General features: G+C 58.1%; 19 protein-coding genes and 2 pseudogenes. 9 read left to right on the forward strand and 12 right to left on the reverse strand.

Going from position 1 to position 24,581, the window contains the following annotated elements; all coding sequences use genetic code 11:
• Positions 1–21: 21 nt before the first annotated feature.
• The 5 genes from CV013_RS00975 to CV013_RS00995 form a co-directional block, all read right to left on the reverse strand.
• The gene (locus CV013_RS00975) at positions 22–504 is read right to left on the reverse strand and encodes an NUDIX domain-containing protein (protein WP_223805361.1); all 483 of its coding nucleotides are present in this window, start codon (positions 502–504) and stop codon (positions 22–24) included.
• Entirely contained in the window at positions 492–1,112 is a 621-nt protein-coding gene (locus tag CV013_RS00980) for a 6-phosphogluconolactonase (RefSeq protein ID WP_102153400.1), read from the reverse strand. Before CV013_RS00980 ends, CV013_RS00975 begins: the two co-directional genes overlap by 13 nt.
• Positions 1,113–1,184: 72 nt before the next feature.
• Positions 1,185–1,646 (reverse strand): Dps family protein, encoded by a 462-nt coding sequence (locus CV013_RS00985; RefSeq protein ID WP_102153401.1) that lies wholly within the window; start codon positions 1,644–1,646, stop codon positions 1,185–1,187.
• A gap of 91 nt (positions 1,647–1,737) precedes the next feature.
• Positions 1,738–2,298 (reverse strand): hypothetical protein, encoded by a 561-nt coding sequence (locus CV013_RS00990; RefSeq protein ID WP_102153402.1) that lies wholly within the window; start codon positions 2,296–2,298, stop codon positions 1,738–1,740.
• A gap of 10 nt (positions 2,299–2,308) precedes the next feature.
• Positions 2,309–3,634, reverse strand: coding sequence for an alkaline phosphatase PhoX (locus CV013_RS00995; protein WP_102153403.1), 1,326 nt, complete (start codon positions 3,632–3,634; stop codon positions 2,309–2,311).
• 247 nt (positions 3,635–3,881) lie between these two features.
• Here CV013_RS00995 and msrB point away from each other — a divergent pair, with 247 nt between their 5' ends.
• The 5 genes from msrB (at position 3,882) to CV013_RS01020 (ending at position 9,895) form a co-directional block, all read left to right on the forward strand.
• Positions 3,882–4,328: a peptide-methionine (R)-S-oxide reductase MsrB gene (msrB, locus tag CV013_RS01000; RefSeq protein WP_102153404.1), complete on the forward strand. Its 447-nt coding sequence runs from the start codon at positions 3,882–3,884 to the stop codon at positions 4,326–4,328.
• Between the two features lie 2 nt (positions 4,329–4,330).
• Entirely contained in the window at positions 4,331–5,821 is a 1,491-nt protein-coding gene (locus CV013_RS01005; protein ID WP_223805360.1) for a protein adenylyltransferase SelO, read from the forward strand.
• A gap of 440 nt (positions 5,822–6,261) precedes the next feature.
• A complete protein-coding gene (locus tag CV013_RS01010; RefSeq protein WP_102153405.1) occupies positions 6,262–8,400 on the forward strand; it encodes a TonB-dependent hemoglobin/transferrin/lactoferrin family receptor in 2,139 nt (712 codons plus the stop codon).
• A 20-nt stretch (positions 8,401–8,420) separates the two neighbouring features.
• Positions 8,421–9,395, forward strand: coding sequence for a DUF6607 family protein (locus tag CV013_RS01015; protein ID WP_102153406.1), 975 nt, complete (start codon positions 8,421–8,423; stop codon positions 9,393–9,395).
• A gap of 29 nt (positions 9,396–9,424) precedes the next feature.
• The gene (locus CV013_RS01020; RefSeq protein ID WP_102153407.1) at positions 9,425–9,895 is read left to right on the forward strand and encodes a hypothetical protein; all 471 of its coding nucleotides are present in this window, start codon (positions 9,425–9,427) and stop codon (positions 9,893–9,895) included.
• Between the two features lie 62 nt (positions 9,896–9,957).
• Here CV013_RS01020 and CV013_RS01025 read toward each other — a convergent pair whose 3' ends face one another.
• From CV013_RS01025 to CV013_RS01040, 4 genes are all read right to left on the reverse strand, one after another.
• Positions 9,958–10,890 carry a DMT family transporter gene (locus CV013_RS01025; protein WP_223805359.1) on the reverse strand — a complete coding sequence of 311 codons (933 nt, stop codon included), beginning with the start codon at positions 10,888–10,890 and terminating at the stop codon, positions 9,958–9,960.
• Between the two features lie 93 nt (positions 10,891–10,983).
• Positions 10,984–12,432 carry a UbiA family prenyltransferase gene (locus CV013_RS01030; protein WP_102153408.1) on the reverse strand — a complete coding sequence of 483 codons (1,449 nt, stop codon included), beginning with the start codon at positions 12,430–12,432 and terminating at the stop codon, positions 10,984–10,986.
• Complete coding sequence (locus CV013_RS01035) at positions 12,422–13,684, reverse strand: glycosyltransferase family 39 protein (RefSeq protein ID WP_102153409.1); 1,263 nt, start codon at positions 13,682–13,684, stop codon at positions 12,422–12,424. The genes CV013_RS01030 and CV013_RS01035 overlap by 11 nt, the downstream gene beginning before the upstream one ends.
• 49 nt (positions 13,685–13,733) lie before the next feature.
• Positions 13,734–14,117 carry a DMT family transporter gene (locus tag CV013_RS01040; RefSeq protein WP_198591815.1) on the reverse strand — a complete coding sequence of 128 codons (384 nt, stop codon included), beginning with the start codon at positions 14,115–14,117 and terminating at the stop codon, positions 13,734–13,736.
• Between the two features lie 223 nt (positions 14,118–14,340).
• Between CV013_RS01040 and CV013_RS01045 the strand changes: the two genes are divergently transcribed.
• The gene (locus tag CV013_RS01045; RefSeq protein WP_223805358.1) at positions 14,341–15,534 is read left to right on the forward strand and encodes a glycoside hydrolase family 6 protein; all 1,194 of its coding nucleotides are present in this window, start codon (positions 14,341–14,343) and stop codon (positions 15,532–15,534) included.
• Here the strand turns inward: CV013_RS01045 and CV013_RS01050 are convergent.
• Entirely contained in the window at positions 15,531–16,574 is a 1,044-nt protein-coding gene (locus CV013_RS01050) for a LacI family DNA-binding transcriptional regulator (protein ID WP_102153412.1), read from the reverse strand. The two genes, CV013_RS01045 and CV013_RS01050, sit on opposite strands and share 4 nt — an antisense overlap.
• Positions 16,575–16,728: 154 nt before the next feature.
• On the opposite strand from CV013_RS01050, the gene CV013_RS01055 reads away from it, so the two are divergent.
• The 3 genes from CV013_RS01055 (at position 16,729) to CV013_RS01065 (ending at position 24,148) form a co-directional block, all read left to right on the forward strand.
• On the forward strand, positions 16,729–19,200 hold the full coding sequence (locus CV013_RS01055) for a glycoside hydrolase family 3 protein (RefSeq protein ID WP_102153413.1): 2,472 nt from the start codon (positions 16,729–16,731) through the stop codon (positions 19,198–19,200).
• A 37-nt stretch (positions 19,201–19,237) separates the two neighbouring features.
• A complete protein-coding gene (locus CV013_RS01060) occupies positions 19,238–21,898 on the forward strand; it encodes a TonB-dependent receptor (RefSeq protein ID WP_223805357.1) in 2,661 nt (886 codons plus the stop codon).
• Positions 21,899–22,339: 441 nt separating this feature from the next.
• Positions 22,340–24,148, forward strand: a complete 1,809-nt coding sequence (locus CV013_RS01065; protein ID WP_102153414.1) for a sensor domain-containing diguanylate cyclase — start codon at positions 22,340–22,342, stop codon at positions 24,146–24,148.
• Between the two features lie 42 nt (positions 24,149–24,190).
• Here the strand turns inward: CV013_RS01065 and CV013_RS15785 are convergent.
• Positions 24,191–24,336: pseudogene (locus CV013_RS15785) on the reverse strand (IS5/IS1182 family transposase); the annotation flags it as partial.
• Positions 24,331–24,476 (reverse strand): annotated as a pseudogene (locus tag CV013_RS16085) (IS5 family transposase); the annotation flags it as partial. The pseudogenes CV013_RS15785 and CV013_RS16085, both read right to left, overlap by 6 nt.
• Positions 24,477–24,581 lie beyond the last annotated feature (105 nt).

Raw genomic sequence — 24,581 nt, forward strand, 5'->3', positions numbered from 1 at the left:
TAGTGACGACATCACTCCGTTTCAGCGTACATCATCTTCCCATACGGCGATCCGCTTGCGTGCCAATGGCGATATCGGTTCGGGCCATTCACCGCTCCCGAAAAACCGCGCTTCAATCACTTCACGCCCGTCAGGGCGAAGCTCTCCCACCGCCTGTGCCGCCACGAGATAAGCGGTATGCGGAGCACCGGAAATCGTCTCTTCCAGCTTTTCGATCAGTCGCATGTCCGCCAGATCGATGCCAAGCTCTTCCGCCATTTCCCGCCGGGCGGCATCGAGCGGATCTTCGTCATGCGACATACCGCCTCCGGGCAGCGACCATGCACCTGAACCGTAGCTATGCCGCACCAGCAGCAAGCCCCCCGTTCCGTCACCGACAAACACGCTCACTCCGGCAATCGCAGGACGGAACAGCAGGCGATAGCGATGGCGCACCCGGTGCGCGACCCGCAGAGCAAGCCGGTGGAGCCCACGCGGCAGCAATCGTTCGATCAGGTGAAGCACGTAACCGGCTGTGTCGCCGCGCCCAGCAGGCGAGCAATCGGCAGATCGCTTTCCCCAGCAACCGCCGCATCGAATACCGCGCGCTTATCCGCACCACGGATCACGAACATCATCGCCTCGCTATTCAACAACGAAGGAATAGTCAGCGTAATCCGGTCGAAGGGCGCTTCGGGTGGAAGCGGGTCGGGTGTCAGGCGGCGGATCGGTTCGCCATCGTTCACTTGCGGATCGGTGTTTGGAAACAGAGATGCAATATGCCCATCCGCCCCCATACCGAGCCACACCAAGGCGAAGTGTGGCACCTGCTCCATCGTAGTGAGCGTAACCACTTCCGCCCCCACCGGTTCGAACAGAGCGCGGATGCGACCGGTATTCGATGCCGTATGATCTTCGGGCACAATCCGGTCATCCCCCGGCCAAACGACAATCCGGCTCCAATCAAGGGGGGCCATCACCAGTTTTTCCAGAATGGGAAACGGAGTCGAACCGCCCGGCACCGCGATTTCGACCGGGCCGTCCCCTTCCGCCAGGGCAGCGATCAGGCGCGCTTCAATCCATGCAGCGATTTCCTCATCGGCGGCGTTTTCGATAACTTGCAAGTTTTCCATCCTGCTCACATATCACAAAGCCCGCCGCGGCACAGGCCGGGCGGGCATTGTGGATACGTTTTCGCGACGTGGTTATTGCAGCGTCTCGGTCAGGAACCAGACCCGCTGTTCAGCCTGATCGATCCACTCATCGACCATGCCATTGGTGGCATAATCGTCCGCCTGATCGCTCGTTTCCTTCACTTCTTTCAAGCGTTCGAGAAGTTTGACGTTATCGTCGCGCAATTCCTTGACCATCGCATCAGCTGAAAGTCCGGCATCGTCCTGATCCGAGATCCGGGTTGCCTGACCGACCGATGCGATCGAAGTCAGGGTCTTGCCGCCCTGCTTACGCACACGTTCAGCAATCAGATCGACGTTGCCAAACAATTCGGCGGCCTGTTCATCGAACAACAAGTGCAGGTTGCGGAAACGCGGCCCCGATACATGCCAGTGGAAGTTCTTGGTTTTAAGATAAAGCGCAAGATGATCTGCGAGCGCACCATTCAGCGCTTCGATCAAAGCTTTATGCGAGTTGTCGCCTGTTTTGGGCATTGAGTGGTCTCCTTCGTCCAACTGGATTACACACTATATACGCACAAACCGCTGATCGGTTCATTGAATTCAATCGATACCAATTATCGAACTAATCGATAATCCCGCGCACTCGCAGTCCGATCACGATGGCACCGATCAGCAAGATTACAGCAATAACAATGCGTACCGCGCGTAATGGCAAGCGTGCCTCGATATCGGCGCCTGCCAATATTGCCATAGCGACCGCGGCCATCCCGCCCAGCGCACCGCCCACCCCGGCCACTACGACCGATCCACTGGCGGCAAATGCAAAAACCAGAAATCGCGCCGCATCGCCAACCTGCCGTGCAATCAGCACGATCAGGATCGGGAGGAAAGAACGCGTTGGTTCCTGCGGCAAACGTTCTTTGCGTGGCCACGCCAGCTCCGCAGCCGCAACCAACAGCGCAATAGCAACCAGCATCGTCTGCGCCGGTCCGGGCATCAGGTTGGCGATCAACGAGCCGGAAAAAGCCATTGCCGCCGCCGACACGACAGACGCGGCAACTCCTGCCACTATCAACGCGGTCGTGTTGCCGAGCCGCTGCGAAAGCCGTGCCGCCAGTTGCCAGTCACGTCCACCGGTCGAGACGACCAGCACGGCAACGAAAGCGAACAGCAAAGTGGACAAATTCGCCCTCTCAGCCGCGCCAGGGGCCGGTTATCGCGATTGTCTTTGCCGGGCTGTAAGCGTTCACAAACAATGTCTTGCCATCTGGAGAGAAGCACGCGCCCGCCCATTCGGTCTGCTCGCGCAGCAATGCCAGAGGATAAGCGACACCTTGCGGTGTGATCCCACGCAAATGGTTTTCGACTGTATCTGTGTACTGGTCCTCGCACACCACCAGATCGCCAAATGGGGCAACCGTCAGATTATCCCCGTAATTGAATTCATCCTTGCTGTGGGACTCGAAGAACAGTTGCAGTCGATCAGGTGCTCCCGCCCTTCCCGGGACAAGGCGGAATATCTGCCCCAAAGTCGCAGCACCCCCGCTGGTACAGGCAAAATAGAGTTCGCCATCGCCCATATGAATGCCTTCGCCACGGGCGAATAACGCAGCCCCGGCCGCAGCGCCGCGCTGTCGCAAGTCATCGTTTGGCGCTTCGACATCGTCGAGATCGACCCAGTCCACCGGATTCCAGCTACCCGGCTCCACCGTCATGCCATCCCAGTTGCGCGTATCGGCAATGCCTTCGCGCAGGACCAGCGCCTGCAACTTGCCGCCTTTGGCCAGTTGTCCGGGCACGTCGGGGATGAAGCGATACAGCAGCCCATCCTTGCGATCTTCGGTCTGGTACACGATGCCGGTTGCCGGATCGACGCAGGCCGCTTCGTGATTGAAACGCCCCATTGCCTTCAACGGAACGGGATCGACCAGCCCGGCTCCATTAGCAGGCACTTCGAACACATATCCGTGATCGCGGTTTATCTTGCCATTGGCCCGGTCGACATTTTCTTCGCAACTCAGCCATGTGCCCCACGGGGTGACGCCACCGGCGCAATTGCGGATCGTGCCTGCCAGCGAGCGATATTGCCTCTCCACCGTCAGCGTCGCGGCATCCAGCACCAGAGTAGTCGTCCCACCCGGCAGCGGGACAAGGCTGCGCGCCACAGTATCGTAAGCCGGACCAGCAACACCGCCACCATCCTGACGCGGTTTCAGTTCGTGATTGCGGACCAGTGCAATCTTGCCACCGCCCAGATCGAAGCATCCCATGCCGTCCGCTGCATCGGGAACAGTGAAGCCATCGCTCATCTTGTCGCCAAGCTGAGAAATCACGCGATAGGAAAACCCGCGCGGCAAATCGATGAAGCCCGCCGGATCGGCCACCAACGGGCCATAGCCGGCCGCCGCGCCGAGGGGCGTGCTGGCAAGGCGAGTCGAACATCCACTGGCGGCAAGCGCAGCAAATGCGCTGCCCGTCGCGGCAAGAAAGTGTCGGCGGTTGATCGGCATGTGAGTCATACAATTCCATTTCTGGCAGGTTCGATGCCCGCCTGCGATAGCGGAATGACGATGCGATGACAGTCGAATTGAAAAGTAAACGGGAATATCCGGTGCACCCGATGCACCAGTTCCACAACACCGACGCAAAAGTCGCATAACCACCAACCGACCGGGTCGAAGCGATGACCGAGAGCAGCGCCAAGCGTTGAATCCGCGTTGGGCGGCACTACCTGTTCCCCGCTGCCCCGCTTAATCGGAGATTTTCATGCTCAACTGGGAAGATGTCGTTACCCGCGCCGCCGGTGGCAATCCAACTCCGCCACGACGGGTAAACAAAACCGAAGCCGAATGGCGTGACCAGTTGAGCGAAGAGCAGTTCTACGTCACCCGGCAGAAAGGCACCGAGCGGCCGTTCAGCAACGATATGTGCAGCCTGTTTCAGCCGGGCCGCTATGCATGCGCCTGTTGCGGGACAGAGCTGTTCGATTCCGCCACCAAGTTCGAAAGTGGAACCGGCTGGCCCAGCTTTACTGAGCCGCTCGATGAGACTGCGGTCGCCTATCACGGCGACAACAGCCACGGGATGATTCGCATAGAGGCGCTGTGCAATGTATGCGACGCCCATCTTGGCCATGTCTTCCCCGATGGCCCTCCACCCAGCGGCCTGCGATTCTGCATCAATGCGTTGTCGCTTGAAAAGGTCGGCACCTGATCGTGTCGTCCCATACTGGCCTGCATACCGGTTGGCATTTCGACAACAGTTATGCCCGCGATCTGGATGGGTTTTACGCTCCGTGGCAGATCGATCCGGCAGCAGCGCCGAAGTTATTGCAGTATAATTCCGAGTTGTCGGATCGCCTCGGCCTCTCGAACGAAGGCCTCAACGATAGTGCGCTGGCGCAGATACTCGGCGGGAGTGCCCTTCCCCAAGGGGCCGAGCCGATTGCGCTGGCCTATGCCGGGCATCAATTCGGCCATTTCAATCCGCAACTGGGCGATGGGCGCGCTTTGTTGCTGGGTGAACTGATCGCCCCCGATGGCGCGCGTTTCGATCTGCAGTTGAAGGGATCGGGGCGCACCCCGTTTTCCCGCAATGGCGATGGTCGCAGCGCTATCGGCCCGGCACTGCGCGAATATCTCGTATCCGAAGCGATGGCCGCACTCGGGGTGCCTACCACACGCGCTCTATCCGTTGTGGCAACAGGCGAGAAAGTGCAGCGCGAACGGACCCATCCGGGAGCCGTGCTGGCCAGAGTGGCAGCAAGCCATATCCGCATCGGCACCTTTCAGTTTTTTGCCACGCATTTCGGCCCCGACCACGTTCGGCAACTTGCCGACTACACCATCGAACGACATTATCCCGCAGCGGCAAATGCAGATCATCGGTATTTCGCGCTGTTCGAAGCAATTATGGACGCCCAGGTCGCGTTGGTCGCAAAATGGACCAATCTGGGTTTCGTCCATGGCGTGATGAACACCGATAACGTCGCCATCAGTGGCGAAACCATCGATTATGGCCCTTGCGCTTTCATCGATAGCTATGCCCCCGATGCGGTATTCAGTTCGATAGACCGACAGGGCCGCTATGCATTCGGAAACCAGCCCTTCATCGCACGCTGGAACATGGCGCAACTGGCACGCGCAATGCTGCCTGTTCTGGTGGACGAAGACCCGGATGCTGTCGACAAGGTCAACGCACTGATCGGCACTTTCCCCGAACGATACATCGCCGCCTGGCTGGACGGAATGCGCGCCAAACTGGGGCTATCCAGCGTGGAAGAGGGCGATGTCGATCTCGCCAGTCGCCTGTTCAAAGCGATGGAAGGGCAAAACGTCGATTTCACGCTGTTCTTCCGTCAACTCGCGCGCGTCCCCGATGAAGGAGCGGCGGTTGTCAGCCGCCTGTTTTCCGATCCTCAGGCTGCCGATCCCTGGCTGGCCGAATGGTTGACCCGGATCGATCGCGATCCGCTTTCCGCAGCGGATCGGCGGGCTGCGATGAATGCAGTGAACCCGCTATATATTCCCCGCAATCACATGGTGGAACACGCGCTCGACGCAGCGGAAGAGGATAGCGATCTTGCACCTTTCGAACGGCTGTTGGATGCTGTCCGCAATCCATACGCAGAACGCCCGGACCTGAACGACTACGCCCAGCCCGCACCACCCGAATTCGGCAAATATGTAACGTTCTGCGGCACCTGAAGCCGCAATTCCCGAAATCGCCCTATCCCACCTGATTCGCTTAGCGAGGCTGAGCGTGGTTCACGGCGCCAGCTGAGCGCCCCTGCGCCCGACGAATGCCGCACTGCTCCGAACGCGAAACGCATTTCGCGAGCAGCCGTGCGCCCCATCACATCGGCTTTCACCGCGGCGAAGATAAAGCCTTCAGTTCGCCATCCTCCGCGCCTCCCCCTTCGATATTCCCCAGCCATCGCAGCCTGCGGGTTGACGGACGGCGATACCGATGCGAGTAGATGGCTATTGCTAATCAATCTCATTATCAAAAAGGGGTGGGAATGAAGTTCCCTGCATCAGATAAAAGTGTCCGGCCAAGCCGCTGTTCTTTCCTGACGAAGTCGTCAGAGGGAGGCGTCCACCGTTATGCGCGCCCCGCTTGTGCCTCATTGGCCCTCGCGTTCGCGATGCTCACCACACCTGCACAGGCACAGGATAACGACGGCTATTTCTGGCTCAGCCGCATGAACCAGATTGTCGTCACGGCGACACGCACACCGGTCGAGATCGAAAATCTTCCGCTCACGGTATCGGTCACCACCGACGAGCAGATGGCGGACGAAATGGTGACGGACATCAAAGACCTTGTCCGTTTCGAACCTGGCGTCAGCGTCCAACGCCAGCCGGCACGATTTGGCGCCGCATTCGGCTCCACCGGGCGGGCTGGTAACGACGGCTTCAACATACGCGGCATCGGCGGAAATCGTGTATTGATTCAAGTCGATGGGGTGCGGGTGCCCGATGGTTTCTCCTTTGGCGCACAAAGCGTCGGGCGCGGCGACTATGTCGATCTCGGCCTGATCAAATCGGTCGAAATCCTGCGCGGCCCGTCGTCGGCGCTTTATGGCAGCGACGGTCTGGCAGGGGCCGTCAGCTTTATCACAGCAGACCCCACCGACTTCATCAGGAACGGCAACTCAGTTGGTGGACTGGTTCGGGGCGCTTATTCCAGTGCAGACAACGAATTCAGCGAAACCGCTATTCTCGCAGCGCGCAGCGGCGACTGGTCGGGCATGGTCGCCTATACCCGGCGCGATTACAACGAACTGGATAACATGGGCACTGTCGGCGGCACCGGGAGCAGCCGCACCGAACCGAACCCGCAAGATGGGCGCTCCAATGCTGTGCTCGGCCGGATCGTCTATGATCCCGCCAACGGCCACAAGCTGCGCCTGACGGCGGAATCTCTCGATACGCACCTGTTCACCGATGGTCTGGTCGGCCTCAGTTCCACAGTCGATCTGTTGCAGGCAGTCGATACCGGCAAGCGGCGCCGGGTCGGCCTCGACTGGAGCTGGGAAGGCGAAGGCGCGATCAACTTCGCACGGGCAGCGGTATATTGGCAGGATGCCGAAGATCGCCAGTTTACCGACGAAGACCGTACACCGGCTGCCGATCGTGAACGGCTCAACACATTCGAAAACCGGGTCTATGGATTCTCCGCAGACGCACGCTCCGACTTCGTCACCGGTCCGGCAAGTCATCGGCTCGTTTTCGGAGGCGATATCAGCAAGACCCGGCAACGCGGAGTGCGCGACGGGGTAGAGCCTCCCTATGGTGAAGTATTTCCGACGCGCGCCTTCCCGACCACCGACTTCACCCGCGCCGGACTGTTCGCAGGCGACGAGATCGCTGTCGGGCCTCTGACGCTGTATCCCGCCATTCGGTTCGACTGGTACGACCTGTCACCGCGTGACGACGCATTGCTCTCAAGTTTTGTCGGCAAAGAGCAGGATGGCTCGCGCCTGTCGCCCAAATTGGGTGCTGTGCTGAAAATCGACGATGGCGTTCGGCTGTTCGCCAACTACGCCACCGGGTTCAAGGCCCCGGAACCGACACAGGTCAACCAGTTCTTCGAAAATCTGGCCTATGGCTACACATCGCAGCCAAACCCCGACCTTGGCCCCGAACGCAGCGAGAGCTTCGAAGGCGGTCTGCGCTTTACCGGCAGCCATGTTAGTCTGGACATCACCGGCTTCACATCGCGTTATCGCGATTTCATCAGTCAGGAAGTTGTCAGTGGCAGCTTCACCCCCAGCGACCCCGCTGTGTACCAGTTTATCAATCTGGATCACGTGCAGGTGAAAGGGGCAGAAGCTCGCCTGGAAGGGCGCGCGGACAATGGCCTTAACGGTCGGCTCTCCCTGTCTTACGCGACCGGCGATGTGACGCGCCCCGGCGGCGCAACCACGCCGCTTTCATCGATCGATCCACTCAAACTGGTCGTCGGGCTGGGCTACCGCGATCCGCAGGGGCGCTTTGGCGGGCAGCTTATTGCGACACACAGCGCGCGCAAGGAACTGGATCGGACCACCGGACTCTGCACACCCGAATGCTATCGCCCCGGCGCCTTCACCATACTCGATGCCACGGCGAATGCCCGGCTGTGGGACGGGCTGACCCTGCGTGTGGGTGTCTTCAATATCTTCGACGAAAAATATGCGTGGTGGAGCGATGTGCGCGGCCTCGCGTCCACTTCAACCGTGACCGATGCCTACACCCAGCCAGGTCGCAATGCGAGCGCATCGCTCACGTATCGCTTCTGAAACACAACAGGGGAACGACTATGATCAATCTGAAGACAATTCTGGGCGCCAGCTTGCTAGCACTGGCCTGCACATCGTGTCCGGCACTGGCTCACCCACCAATCGATGCGAAGCAGGCAGCAGCGCACTTCGATCAGGACCGGGCCGATATTCTGGCGATGGCGGGCAATTATAAGGTTCGCTTCGATATGCAGGAATCGACTCGCTGGGATCCCGCCTACACCCCGATCGACAAGAAGACCTCCGGCGGGCACGAAGTCGTTCGTGTGATCGAAGATACCGGTCGCAAGATCGTGCTCCAGCACATCCTCGTCGTGAAGCACGACGGTCAGGATATGGTCATCAAACACTGGCGGCAGGATTGGGAATACGAACCGGCACGCGTGCTCGTCTATGCCGATACCGACACCTGGAAATGGGAAGACGTGCCAGAAAAGATGCGAACCGGTCGCTGGTCGCAAACCGTCTGGCAAGTCGATGATAGCCCGCGATACGGCGGATGGGGCCAGTTCGAAACGCAGGGCGGTATCCGTCGCTGGCGATCAAACTGGACCTGGCGTCCACTCGCTCGCCGCGATGCCGTGCGCCATCCCGTCTATGATCGGTATCTGGCAATCAACCGTCACCAGAACACGCCTGACGGGTGGATCCACTGGCAGGACAACACCAAGATGGGTTCCAAAGACGGCAAGCTGGTGCCGATCGTGCAGGAATACGTCCTCAACACCTACACGAAATTCGACGGCTACAACGTCCAGGCAGCCGACGATTACTGGGCTGCAACCCGCGATTACTGGGCCGCTGTCCGTGCTGAATGGGACGATGTCGCCCAAAAGAAAGGTGGCATTGGCATCAAGGAACAGGCCGACACCGGCACTGTCATCAGTGCAGAACTGATGCAGCTGGCAAACGACATTCAAAACAAGACGACCACCACGGCGAAAGCAATCGCCAAAGCCCGCAAGCTGATCGCCTACAATACCCGCCAGCTCTGATCTGCAAACCACCGAGGAAAGCGCCCGCTATGTATGATTTCATCGACCGTCCCGTCACCGATCTCGACAATGGCGGGCGCTTTATTGTCTGGGCCGCGCGAAGCTGGGTGAAGGCCGTGGGCGAACGGCGCTGCCCCGCGCACGGCATCGCCCCTGCCTTTGCCAAATGGAATATGTTGAGCGGGCTGCAACCGTTCCTTGGGATGATGGCGCTGTTAAATCGTCATGGATTGCAGAACTTCGAGTTTTGCGGGCTTCAGTGCAACCACGTGTCCGAACACGAAGCGATCATCGTAAGCCTGTTGTGCGGACTTCAGGAAGATGACCCGGTAAGTGTCCGCCATACGCTAGAATTGCTGATTTCGGATGATGCGATCGGGGATTTACTACTGGCGCTCAACATGCTCGACAAGGCAATGTACGCAGCAGGCATTCGCCCCGGCAGAGAAACCGCAGATACCCCTCCGGTCGATACCGCCGCAAAGAAACCCCGTCGCTGACTGGGCCAGTACGTCGTAACTGAATGAAGCGGGCAAGGCTGGACCGCATCGACGATAGCCATTTACCTAGCCACGACCCGGCGAACACCCACCGCAGATGTTATAATACCTCCGAATATCAGTAACATGCCGGTTATATGATAACTGTGCAGCGCCTCGCCCAGCAACGCCGCAGCCAGCAAGGCACCGAATAGTGGCATCAGCGTGATCATCTGACCTGCCGGAGCCGCCCCCAGCTTCGCCACCGCGGCATTGTAGAGCACATAAGCGACCAGCGAGGGGAATATGGCCACATAGACAAACGCCCCTATGACATCGGCACGCAGCGGAATCGTCGCCCCCGCGCGCATCTCGAATGCAGCAAACGGGAGCATGGCAATTGCTCCGATGGCAAACGTCACCACTAAAAAGCTCAGCGGATGGCAATCGGGCCGCAGTCGCAGAAACGCAGTATAAAGCGCCCAGCACACTACGCCGCACAAAATCAGGAAGTCCCCGAAGTTAAGCTGTAGATGGGCAAGCTCTGCCAAATGACCGCGCAATACGATGACAACCACGCCCAGCATCGACAAAGCAACACCGATGATTTGCAGCAAAGACGCCCGATCGCGAAAAAACAAACGATTGAATACCAGCACAAGTGCCGGGATCGCTGCCTGCAGCAACAGCCCATTGCTAGCTGTCGTGAAGCGAAGCCCTGAATAAACAAAGGCGTTGAACGCTGCCACGCCTGTTATTCCCAAGGCCAGAACCGTTCTCCAGCGCTCGATCAGAATGGCTTTGTCCGCAACCAGATGCCTCCAGGCAAATGGCAGCACCGCCAGCAATGCTCCGGTCCAGCGCACGAATGCCAGCGTAAATGGCGGAATCACTCCGTTCACCGCCCGCCCGACGATAAAGTTACCGGACCAGAACAGGATCACAATGCACAGCGTGGCATAAGGCCACAATGCCGCCGCCTTCCCATCGCCAGAAACCGAAGCACCTGCCCTCACCGACCATATCCTTTCAAACACACCCGCCTAAGCGCAGCGAAATCCGAATGAGCGACGGATGAGGGATTTCAGCCGTCGTTTCTCAGATCGCCACTATACGGCAACCGGTGAGCTAAAAAGTGCCACCACGAAGATACAGGCCATTATCAAGCCGATCAGAAGACTGCGCCGGTCTTTGATCGCAAAAGCAACCGGATCGCCTTCGACCTCACCGCGCCGTGCCATCATCCACATGCGATTCATCCAGTAGATGAGCGGGAGGCAGAGCAGCCAGAGTAAATCGGGGTTGCCGTAATGGACAGCGGTTTCCGGGTCGTGTGCGAACAACGCCAGCACAAGGATCGCGACCATGCCCGCTGAAACCCCTGACATCATTACTACATCGAGATCGCCACCAACATAACCGCGCCCCTTCAACAGGCGATCTGGATCGACTGCGTCTCGCATCTCAATATAGCGCTTAAGATAAGCAAGGCTCAGGAACAGAAAGACCGAAAACAGCAACAACCAAAAACTCAGCGTCACGCCGATCACGATGCCGCCTATCCACAAGCGAATGGTATATAACGCCGCAAGAACAAGGGCATCTCCGACCATCACCTCTTTAAGACGCAAAGAATACGCGGTTGTGATCGCCATATAGGCCAGCAGCCAGAGAGTCAGTGCAGGTCCACCGAGCAACCAGCCGCCAATCAGGCCGACACTGCCCAACATCAGCGATATGCCAAGCGCTGCAGGAATGGAAAGGTCGCCATGCGCGAGTGGCCGCGCCCACTTGGTCGCATGTGCACGGTCGGAATCCATGTCCAGCAAATCATTCAACAGATAAATGGACGAAGCGATAAGCGACATCAGCAGCGCTGCTGCCACGGCCGTCAATAACACCATAGGTTTGACGAACTGGCCGGAGGTGAATGCAGGCAGGATTACTAGTGCATTCTTCGCCCACTGGTGCGGTCGCATGGCCTTTACCACCGATCGGGAAAAACCAACTGGTGGGTTACCGAGGCGTTCGACTGTCGATTGCGGTGGAATATGACCGACCGACCAGCTTCGCCGCGCTTCGCACCACAGACAGTTGTCGGCACGACTGTCTCCGACATAATCGAAGGCGGTATCGGGGCCAATGCGATCGCGTATGGCAGCCAGTTTGGCCCGGCCCTTAAGGTTGGCTCGCCCATGTGTCGCAATCACCGGTTCGGAGAGGCCAAGGTGCGTCGCGATTGCGCGAATATGCCTCCAATGACTTGCACTTGCCAATATCACCGCGCGACCATCCGCCTGCGCCGCTTCGATCAGGTCCAGTACTTCGTGTCTGTAAGGGAGCCGTGCAGGATCGATACGATCCCGCCGTGCCGCCATGGTCTTGGCTACGGCACGTCCAGTAACCAACCATAGCAGCAGTGTAACACACGCAACCACGCCCGACCGCGCGATCCGCACGAAGCTTTCGAGCGATATGTCCGCGCGCGTTAGCGTACCATCGACATCGACGAAAAGAGGAACATGGTCCTGCGCAATGGTGGCATTCTCAGGCGGCATGTCGCGTTATCCGGCGCAAAATGAATTGCTCAAGCCACTTCGCAACCGGAATAACGGCTAATACGATCAGCAACGGCATCACCGGATCGCGATAGCGAGTGATGATATATGCTGCAGCATGGACCAGCCAGAAGCCGACGATCATCGCTGCGAATATCCACTTGGCATCGCTGGCGATCAGTCGCGAACGCAAGGCTGCCAAACCGAAAACAACTATCAGCCCATATTGAATGACCTCGACCAGTCTGATCAAAACAAAGGCTTTTGATGCCCCAACATCCTCAGCATCCATAAGATTGGGCTGCCAGAAATAGACAAGTTTGCACGCAGCCAACTCTGCCGCTCTGGCTGGATTTTCGCGAATCCAACGCATTGCTTCAGCTTGCAAACGATCGGCATTGCCAACCTCGCCAAGCTTCAATCGGGTCGCCTCCCAGTTTCTCCCCATCGGCGTATCGGCAATGCTCACGAATTTGCCTGTCGCCGCAGGATTATTGCCAAGATAAAGATTGAATGCTGCATTTGTGGTCAGAACCGGGCGGCCCACCATCTGGTCCGTCGCATAGAGCCATGGGGCGAGCATCACCGCAGCACCGACAAGAAAACCCAGCCCTCCTACCAGTGCGGGGGCGAAGAAACCTTGGGCTCGCCACAGCACCAGCAGAGCGATTGCTATTCCAGCGCAAAGCAGCAGGGCCGAGCCACCTGTCACCAGTGCTGCCCCCCAAAGCAACCCGCCAACCATCGCAGCGCGGATCGGACGCTTGTTACGCGCTACATCGATGGCACACAGGGCAATCGCAAGCAGCAATGGCGTCGATAGATTCTCCTTAGCGAGCATCGTCGCATTCCAGATTCCGGGAAGCCAGACTGCATAGGCAGCGGCGGCGAGCGCCCCCGCAAAGCGATTGCTGGAGATAGTGAGCGCAAGCCTGTAAATCAGCCACGTACCGATTACGCAGAGCACAGCATTGACGCCCAGCGCGACGCCAATCGAACTCCCAAAAATCGCAAAGAATGGGCTGAGGAACAGCGGGTATCCTGCGCTGAAAAAGACGTGCTGCCCATATATGTCGACCAGTTCCCCGCGCTCCGCCAGGCTCTGTGCCATGGTGAAATAGGAAAGAGAGTCGCTCTCAAGCGGTTGAGCCAAAACCCAGGCCGCAGCCAGTCGCATGACCACGGCACACAGGATAATCAAGGCGAGTATAAGCCGCCACCGCTCGTTTGACACGAAGACTGTACTTTTCATGCGGGTGCCATAACTGGCGCAGTATCAACCATTGGAGCAGCCGTTCATTTCAAGCTGATCGCGCGACCAGCACACAGCCAACAGCGATCAAAAGGGTGCCGGCAACACGGGCAAACGTAAGATTTTCATTCAGGAAAAAGGCCCCGGCAAGCATCGTCAGAATGAAACCGATCCCGACGAATGGATACGCCAGCGATAATGGTGCGCGCCCAAGAACGAATAGCCAGAGAATTGCTCCGATGCCGTAGAGGCCGAGGCCGACAAACACCATCGGGGAGTGCAAAAGCCCGCCCATTTCCCCCCCAACCCCGCTAGATCGGGCACTGGCAGCAGCAGTCGTGCCAACTTTGAGCGCCAATTGCGCCAAAGCAGACAGACTGACACTCACAAAAATCAGGAGAAACAGACGCACCGTCATCAAAAACGCCTTCATCCAACCAACAAGCGCCATCTATGCGAAGCGGGATCAAGATAAGGTTAAAGCAAGCGAAAGGAGTAGTCGCACGCACCGACAAATGACAGCGCACGGTCGCCCGAAACCTCTTTAACTTAAGCACCAGCAATTCCACCAAAACAGGCCCGCGCAGCAACAACCAATTTGCCTCATTGTCAGCGGTGCAGTTAACAGACGCGCGCCAATGGCTATGATAGGTGGCATGTCAGGATTTCTCGCCTTATCTCTCGGCACCGCGCTTAGCATGGCCGTGCCGGACCATGGACAGCCAGAGTTGTTCACCAACCCGGAAAGCACCACACGTGCGGCGGCAGAGCAGTTGCAGGGAGAGGCCAGGCAGGACGCTCTGGCGTTAAGTCGCTTCCCTTCTGCAACCTGGTTTGCGGGCGGAACACCCGCTGAGGTCGAGCGACAGGTCACCAGACTGGTAGACCATGCCGCTGCTGAACAGAGCGTGCCGGTACTGGTCGCCTACAACATTCCAGAACGCGATTGCTCCCTATACTCTTCAGGTGGCACCAATGAGACCGAAAGTTATCTTGCTTGGATGAGAGGTTTCGCGACAGGAATCGGCGACAGACCAGCAATTGTTGTTCTGGAACCAGACAGCCTGGGCATAATTCCGTGGTACTCCTCTCTCGACGGCAGCATGGGACAATGTCGACCGCCAGACGGTGACCCGGATGAAGCAGCCAGCAATCGCTTCATTCAATTGAGCGCGGCAGTCGATATCCTTGCCGCGCTACCAAATGTACGTGTCTATCTGGATGGCACGGGAAGTAGCTGGCTCGCGCCAGGCGAAGCAGCGGACCGGCTTATAAAGGCGAACGTCGCGAAGGCGGATGGATACTTCCTCAACGTGTCGAATTTCGAAAGTGATGCCCGCGTCACCGCTTACGCGCGGTGGATCAGCGATTGCCTGGCCCTCGTCATGGCCCGCGACGTCGATCCTCGTGAATGTCCAAGCCAATATGGCCCGGCAACGTTTGAAGACGTGGCAACATGGGGTGCAACCGACGTCGCCTACGATGTCCTGTTTGGCAAAGAGGGACTCGTCCGCGATCCCACGTCACAGAAGCGAGCCATCATCGATACCAGCCGCAATGGTGTCGGATCGTGGACACCGCCGGATTCCCGGTATTCTGACCCAGAAATCTGGTGCAACCCGCCTGATCGAGGGCTTGGTCGCAGGCCTATTTTGAATACCAACCATCCCTATGTGGATGCGTTTCTCTGGATCAAGATTCCTGGCGAGTCCGATGGCCAGTGCTATCGGGGTACTTCTGGCCCGGCAGATCCGGAGCGTGGCATTGAAGCGCCGCCTGCTGGCAGCTGGTTTCCAGATCAGGCCCGCGAACTAATCCGCTATGCAGTTCCGCCGCTGACCGGCAGTTAGCGCGGCGCGGCAGTGGACGCTCGCACGATCAACTCATAAGGATGATCGCCACGCAATGGAGGCGAAGCCTGCTCGCCGCTATTTGCATCGAGCATGGCAATCAACCGGTCCACCGCGTCCCATGCCATCTCATTTACCGGTTGGCGTACTGTCGTTAATTGCGGCCAGGTTGTTCGCGAGACTTCCGAATTGTCGAACCCTGCGACAGACACGTCCCCAGGCACCGACAGACCCAGATCACGGACGGCCGCCATCGCGGCCACTGCCATATCGTCGTTCTGAGCCAAAATCGCTGTCGGGCGTGGGGACTGGTGCAGCAATTTCGCGGCGGAGGCATAGCCTACATCATAGGTGAAGTCGCCAGATGCGATAAGTTCGTCGTTCAATTCAGCATCGAAATCGGCAAACGCCAATCGATATCCCTTCATCCGCGCAGCACTTGCTGCGTGGGAAGGATCACCCATTACGATGCCGATACGCCTGTGGCCAAGCTCAAGAAGATGTCTGGCAATTGCCCGGCCGGCCTCGATGTCGTCGATCACCGTTACGATGCCGCGATCCATCTCGCGATGCGGAGTAATCCGTGCGTATGGTAGCTTCTGCCGGTCGAGCATCGACAAGAGTTCATGCTGATCGCAGGCAGGAGGCGCGAGAATCACCCCGTCCAGTCCAGCGCGGAGCAGCAAACTACCGAGTTCTGTCGGTCGATTTGCCACGTCGCGGAAGGGCAATACCACCAGACGGTAACGGGAATTTTCCAGCCGGGCGAGTGCTCCATTCTGCAATTCGACGACATAACTCGGACTCGGTCGTTCGTAAGTCAGGCCGATCAGATAGCTGCGGCGGGCTATCAGGCTCTGCGCGGCGATATTGGGATGGTAATCGAGCGCTGCGGCGGCATCCTTGATCCGCTTGCGGGTTTCCGCGTTGACATGCGGCGCATCGTTTAACGCGCGAGATACCGTCTTGATGGATACACCGGCAAGGTCGGCAACGTCGATTATCGTAGATCGCTTCGAGATGGCAGCCCTCCGCGAGATGCTCCGTTACCCCAGTCGCCGGCATGACCGACATGCTTGATTAGCGTCTCTCTTGACTCTTGTCGATGCCCGGCGGTAAACGTTGTCATAGGAACGGTAAACGTTGTCATATGTGAGGGAGGAGATTCTGGTGCGGCCCCGCCGAGCTAAATTCATGTTTGAAGCAATCGCGGTGACGCTATGCTCCGGAATAGCGACAGCACCGCTGTTCGCGCAGCCGATCCCACAGGCGATCGCAAATCCGAATGCATGGCCCGCACAGGCTGCTCCGATCAAACCCGATCCGGCAATGGAGCGGCGAATCGACGCACTGATCGCGAGGATGTCTCTGGAACAGAAGGTCGGCCAGGTTATCCAGGCTGATGTCGGCAGCGTCACTCCTCAGGATGTCCGTCGATATCACCTTGGCTCCGTTCTCAACGGAGGTAATTCGACACCGACTGGCAAGTATAATGCTCCGGCCGAAGAGTGGCTGAAAGCCGCCGATGCATTCTATGCCGCTTCGATGGCGCCGGATGGCAATTTGCCGCGCATCCCGATTATCTGGGGCAGCGACGCAGTGCATGGTCACAACAACATTGTTGGCGCCACGCTATTCCCACACAACATCGGTCTGGGTGCCGCGCGCGATCCGGAACTGATGCGTCGCATAGGCGAAGTAACCGCAATTGAGATGCGGACGACCGGGCTCGACTGGACATTCGCCCCTACACTGGCGATCGTAAGGGATGATCGCTGGGGCCGAACTTACGAAGGTTTCGGCGAAACACCCGAAATCGCCACTTCGTATGCCGCACCTCTGATTGAAGGGCTGCAAGGTCGGATCGGAGACAAGGACTGGCTGCGCGGCCCGCACATCATTGCGACGGCCAAGCATTTCCTTGGCGATGGCGGAACCACAGGGGGCAAGGATCAGGGTGATACGCGGATCGCGGAAAATGGGCTTCGCGATTTATTCAGCCCACCATATCTCCCTGCGATCAAAGCCGGTGTGCAATCCATCATGGTCAGCTTTTCCAGCTGGAACGGCGCCAAGATGCACGGCAACGGATCGCTGTTAAACGGCGTCGTAAAGGGGCGCTGGAACTTCGACGGCTTTCTCGTCGGTGACTGGAACGGCCACGGGCAGGTTGAAGGTTGCACGGTGACGAATTGTGTACCGTCGATAGTCGCAGGACTCGACATGTATATGGCGCCCGACAGCTGGAAGGGCCTGTATAAATCGACACTGGCAGCTGCGCGCGATGGCAAGTTACCGATGGATCGGCTCGAAGATGCTGTGCGCCGAATACTACGGGTCAAGATGAGAGCCGGGTTGTTCGAAGCGGGCAAGCCCTCCTCTCGCCCCTATGCTGGCGAGTTCCAGCAACTGGGAAGCCCCGAGCACCGGGCAATCGCGCGCGAGGCGGTCCGGAAGTCTTTGGTGCTGCTCAAAAATGCAGACCGGATTCTGCCACTCGATCCCCGGGCAAATATCCTCGTGGCTGGTGACGGTGCCGATAGCATGACGAAACAGACTGGCGGGTGGACTCTCAGCTGGCAGGGCACCGGCACAAAGCGATCGGATTTTCCCAACGCGCAGACCATCTGGGAAGGAATCGCCCAGGAAGTCGACGCGTCAGGCGGTCACGCAACATTGTCGCCCGATGGAAGCTATTCCACAAAGCCAGATGTCGCGATTGTCGTGTTCGGCGAGAATCCCTATGCGGAGTTTCAGGGTGATCGCGCCGACGTAGGTTACGACGATGAACGCAGCCTCAAATTACTGCGCTCATTGCAAGCGGACGGAATACCCACAGTTTCGGTCTTTCTCTCAGGCCGACCGATGTGGGCAAACCCATTCCTCAACGCCTCCAGAGCTTTTGTCGCTGCCTGGCTCCCCGGATCGGAAGGAGGCGGCGTTGCAGACCTCCTTTTCGGCAAGGCCCAGTTCACAGGCAAGCTTCCGTACAGCTGGCCAAAAGCGAGCGACCAAACTGCTCTGAACATCGGTGACAAGGGTTATGATCCGCTGTTTGCTTATGGCTTTGGACTGACGACGAACGAGCCCGGCGATCTCGCCACCTTACCCGAAGATCGTGCTTCCCCTGCACAGGCAGACGACAATATCCTGTTTGGCAGCGGTCGGTTCGGCAACGGACGTCAACTGCTGATCGGTGCGCCAGGCGCACTGGCCACCAATCCGGGACCAACTTTGATCACGGTCGAAAGGACCGATCGCAACGCTCAGGAAGATTCACTTCGCCTGCGTTGGACGGGCACAGCGCGCGCAGCAGCGGCAATTGTGCAGGAAGAGTCTCGGGATCTCACGCGGCAGGCAAACGGCGATCTGGCGCTGGAACTGGATCTGAAAGTGAATGCCGTCCCAACGGCAGCCGTCAGCCTGTCCATGAATTGCGGTGAACAATGCACGAATGGTGTTCCGCTGCAAACTGCGCTCACAGCCATAAAAAAGACGGATCAGTGGACCCGCATTGCCATTCCGCTTTCCTGCTTCGCAGAAGCAGGCGTCGACCTCAGCCGTGTCGACCAACCGTTGATGCTGACCACTAACGGGCAGCTCGACATTTCCCTCTCGTCGGTGCGGATCGCGCCACCGTCGGGAACACAACTTTCATGTCACTGAATACTATCCGCAAAAGGCGGGCGCAGGGGAGGATATTATGACCAAGATGAAATTTACCAAAGCATTTGGCGCAATGTTGCTATGCTCGATTGCTACCGTTCCGGCTTACGCGCAAACCACGCCGGACAGCGATCCGGCAGCCGCCAAGAACCAGGCGACAAAAGACGAGGGCGACGACTCTATCGTCGTCACCGCCAACCGTCGGGCTGAGAATCTGCAGGACGTTTCGAGCGTCGTGCAGGCTTTTGACTCAGAACAGCTCAGACGAGACGGAATCTCTGAGCTACGCCAGCTTCAGGTCGCCGTACCCGGATTGAATATTGCCAATCAGGAAGGCAACGTTGAAATCTTCATCCGAGGTGTAGGTTCGGCCAACAATACCGAACTGGGCGATCCCGGTGCCGCGCCTCACCTGAACGGAACCTACATTCCCCGCCCGCGCGGGTTGGGATTGATGTTCTATGACCTCGAAAGAGTTGAGGTGAATAAGGGCCCGCAGGGAACCCTTTATGGCCGCAATGCGCTGGCCGGGACGTTGAACATCATCACTGCAAAGCCACGTTTGGGCGAGCTTGGCGGATATGTTCAGGCAGAAATCGGCAATCGCTCGTCATATGGTGCGGAAGGGGCGCTCAATATCCCGCTGGGCGACACCATGGCCGTGCGAGCCGCAGGATATTACATCAACCGCGATGCCGGTTTTCACAATGCGTCGACCGGGGCACAGGCACGAAACCTTAAACCTGCCGGGCTGGAAGAAAACTACGCCGGGCGCCTCTCGCTATTGTGGGAGCCAAGTGACCGGCTGACAGTCTCCATTATTGGCGACTACGGAAAAGAAACCGGCACCGGCTATCCAGGCGCAAACATCTATGGCGCTGTCATGGCCACTGGTCTCAGACCTGAAGACCTCGATATGCGAGAAGTCGTGTATCGTGGGATGCAGGGAGACATGGAAAACGAACTCTGGGGAATTCAGGGCAAGATAAATTACGATTTCGGCAAATTCGGTGCAGAGCTGACAGGCAGCTACCGCTCCGTCGACTTTTATCAGGCGAATGCCAGCAGCGACGGGATCAACTATCCTGGCCGCGACCTTGACGGCTTCCAATACGACAATTTCTCGAACAATTTCTGGCAAACGGAATCGCAAAGTCAGGTCTATGAACTCCGTTTGTTCGCCAATGAAAGCGAACGGTTCCGCTGGAACGTGGGTGGCTTCTATTTCAATGAAGATCAGGCCGTCGGCTACCTCGCCCTGGCGGATCGCGGATACTGCTGCTATTCTGCGACAGAGTTCACGATGCCGGACGTCAATGGCGAAAGCTATGCGTTCTACGCGGACGGCACCTACGATGTCACCGATAGACTCCGTTTCCTGGGGGGCATTCGCTACACCGAAGAGCAGAAATCTCGGTACGGTATTGGTGGCAACTGGGCACTGTCACTGGGCGGAGAAGAGCTGACGCTGGGCGGAGAAGACTACTCCTGCTGCTTCGCCACCCGAGTTGGCACTGAAGGCTTCAGACCCAACCTTCTCGACCGCCCGAATTTCGATGTAACGGGAATTGATACCTTACAAGGTCGGGCGCAATTCCTGATCGAAGGGATCAAAACTGCTGGCCTGCGCGATACACTGATCGATCAGATTGGCGCTATCGCCAATGGCACCAATCCAAATGGCACATGCACTAGTCGACCGGATATCGACAACGGTTTCATGCAATGCCCGACAGGATTTGATGGCGGCTTCAGCTTCGTGAATCTTACGATTCCCGATCAGCAGGTTGGCCACTCGAAATTCAATTTCGTAGACTGGCGCGTGGGCATGGAATTCGATCTGAGCCCGGACAACATGCTCTATGCCAAGGTTTCGACCGGCCACAAGTCGGGGGGCTTCAACGACAGTTTCAACGGATCGACAATCCCCGAAGCCTACAGCCCGGAAAAGCTGGTCGTTTACGAAATCGGCAGCCGCAACTCGTTTGATGCTTTTGGACGCCGGGCCATTTTCAACCTGACCGGCTTCTACTACGAATATTCCAATCAGGTTTTCCAGGATCTCACCTGCATTAATCTCGATGACACACAGACGCCGCCGGTGTGCAATGGGTATTCGCTAGTCAATCGCAATATCGGCGCTTCGCGGATCTATGGCGCAGAGGCAGAACTGCGTCTTAAACTCCCGGCGCACTTCGCGCTGGATCTCAACGCGGCTTACCTCGACACCAAGGTTACCGAGGGTGTCGTTGCTGACGCGCGGGCACAGGATTTCGACGCAGGAGGCGAGTCCCCTCTGGTCAGCCTGGTGGGCAATCGCCTCCCGCTGGCGTCCGAGTTCAACCTGAGCGCACGTTTGTCGCAATCGTTCGATGTCGGTTCAGGCAGGTTCGACTGGCAGGCGTTGCTCAACTATCGCTCCTCGTTCTTCCTTAGCCAGTTCAACGAGACCGATATTGTCTTTCTGGACGGCACACGACAGACCGCGCTTGAGGCAGGCTTTCCCGATCGTCAGAAAGGCTTTGCTACGCTCAATCTCGGGGTAGGTTATTCAATCGAGAACCTGCGTCTGGAAGCGTGGGCAAGCAATGTCCTGAACTCAGAAGCTTCACAAAAAGCTCTGGTCGGTTCTGCGCTCAACATCCGCTTTCTTAACGATGCGCGCACTTATGGTTTGCGCGCGCGCATCAGCTTCTGAATGTGAGAATATAAAGCGATGTGGGCCTGCTTGTCCCTGCCTCAAGTGGTTTAAGCAGGCCCACACAATCGATCGGTTGTGGAGCACCAGCACATAGATAATGGCATCCTCGCGTGGGCAACATCATGGGGCCTATATACGTGTGTGATCCGGCAGGGCGTCGGCCGAGGTTTTCATCTCGCCTTCGGGCTGCACAGACAGCACCAGCAGTGCGTATTTCCAGAGGTCCTTTGCCAGCTCCTGTCACCGAGTCTGGATGGCGAAAGTGCCCTGCTCCATCGCGCGGAGTCAGCGCGACCCCAGTAGCTGAAGAAGCTGCCGTTCCCCTGTAGCAGCTGGCATGCGATATCAGCCAATCGTTCGCCCTGACCGTTCGCGCTGGTGATCACTGCGTAGACGCACTTAAGCCTTTTCAAACGTAATGCCGGTACATCTCTTCCTATGCGGCTCGCTACGATCACCAACTGGGCTTACGGGACGACTGTCGTCCTGACGCTGGTTTCCGGCGCAACGATGATCCTTGCATCCAACGCGCAGGAACAGGAGCGAGCCCAGGTCGCTCAGCGATATAGGCTCGACCGGGCGACCGAGCGCCTGAGCGAAGAACTCTACGTCCTTACCGGTCAGACACGGCAGTATGTGATCACAGGCGACGAGACCCACATCAGCGTATATCAACGTGAAGCCCGTGCTCTTGCCGATATTAATGGTCGATTGTCCAAAGTGAGTGATGCCGGTGCGTTGCCTTCGGAGCTCAATGCCCTCCGCGATGCGCTGAAATGGGCCGAAACCCTGCATGACAAACAGCTTGCCGCGATCGCGGCGTCGAAGGCCGGCCAGGAAGACAAGGCCCGACAGATCATCTTTGGCGCTGAGTATGAGCGCGAGCTCGATCGAGCAGAGGCGTTTCTGGACAAGTTCCAGTATCAGGTCGATCAGCGGATCGCAGCCAATATCGACGATGCGACCGCGATTGCCAGGGCCTGGCGCACGATCTCCGAGATTCTGCTCGGATCTACGGCGTTCCTTTTCCTGTGTGTGCTTTACTTCGTTTTCAAACAGCGCGTCTTGCGGCCTGTCGTGCGCCTGAGCGATGTGATCAGCAGGCTCGCAGCGCAGGACTACGAAGTGGAGACGCCCGCCTATGATCAGATCGATGAGATCGGCGACATGGCGCAAGCAATCCGCATCTTCCGCGAAAACGGTCTCCAACGGCAACGGCTGGAAGAAGAGCGGGATCGCGATAGAGCCGTGCGCGACACGCTCTCGCGTATGACACAGCGTATGCAAGGTTGTGATACGCCGAGAGAAATCGGGGGAGTTGCCGAGCGGTTCATCCCCGTCATCGCACCGAGGTTCGCAGGTGCTCTCTATCTGCTCGATCAATCGCGCAACGTGATGACCCGGCTGTCTTCCTGGTCAGAGCCTACCCATTCCCTGGCAGAATTTCCAACGATTTCGTGTTGGGCACTGAGGCGCGGTACTTTTCATCGCCCGAGCGGAACTGCACTCGATATACCCTGCAATCACGTCATCCAGGGCGACACCTCAGTCGATACCATCTGCATACCCCTGACCGCACAAGATGAAACGCTCGGCCTTCTATATTTCGAGGCGATCGACAGCCTCAAGGTCGAGCAGAAGGCGCGTGATGTCTACCTGAACATGCTGGCGGAAAACATTGCTCTTGCGCTTGCCAATCTGCACTTGCGCGATGCGCTTCGAGCTAGCGCGCTGACTGATCCGCTGACTGGTTTGGGTAATCGTCGGTCGCTTGACAAAGTGCTTGAGCAGGTTGCTGCCAACACACTTAAAGCGGGCCATCCCCTCAGTTGTCTGATGCTCGATGTCGATAACTTCAAACGGTTCAATGACAGCCACGGCCATGATGCGGGAGATGCGATCTTGCGCCAGGTTGGGGCCTCCCTTCGGGACTTCACGCGCGATGGAGCTCTTGCGTTTCGCTACGGCGGTGAGGAGTTCGTGTTGCTGCTTCCCGACGTCGATCTGCGCACTGCTGTAGAGAGGGCCGAGGAGATCCGCACTCATATTGCGTCGGTAAGAATCAGTTTTTCTGGCCGGGAGGTTGGACCGGTCACTGTGTCCATCGGGGTAGCGACATCTCCCGACCTCGAAACCTGGACCGACCTTATCGCGACCGCCGACAGTGCGCTGCTGCGCGCCAAGCAAGCAGGACGCAATCGGGTCGTCGTTGCCAATCGTCGAACGGGCGAGGCCCCGGCCGGATAGGTTTGGGCGAGCTGATTGCCCCCTAGGCTCAGGACTCACTGATCAGAGCCAGAAGAGCACGGTAGCCGCCAGTGCAGGTGCGGGAAGCAAGCCGTTTGGTATCGGTCATATCGCGTTGGAGTACAGCGTCAGTCCTTGAGACGGCCAAACATGATCGCGATGCGGCGACACCGACTGCATCGCCGTTTTCCTTGGTTATACAATGCCTTGTACGGCCCGCATTCTCTCAGTGCATCGCGTCAGCGCGGCCGTTCCGGTTGATGGAGACGATCCCGCTCAGGATCCGCCGATCACCAACCCGCAGCCTACCATGACTCTTGAAAAAACATGACGATAGCCGGGCAGCTTGTTGAGACGAAGCAGAGGCCCGCCTCCCCGTCTCGCTGACACTGATATAAGCCGCACAACCGCAGCCAGCAGGACTGCAACGCTG

The sequence above is a fragment of the Tsuneonella flava genome (assembly GCF_002870965.1).
Classification (GTDB): domain Bacteria; phylum Pseudomonadota; class Alphaproteobacteria; order Sphingomonadales; family Sphingomonadaceae; genus Tsuneonella; species Tsuneonella flava.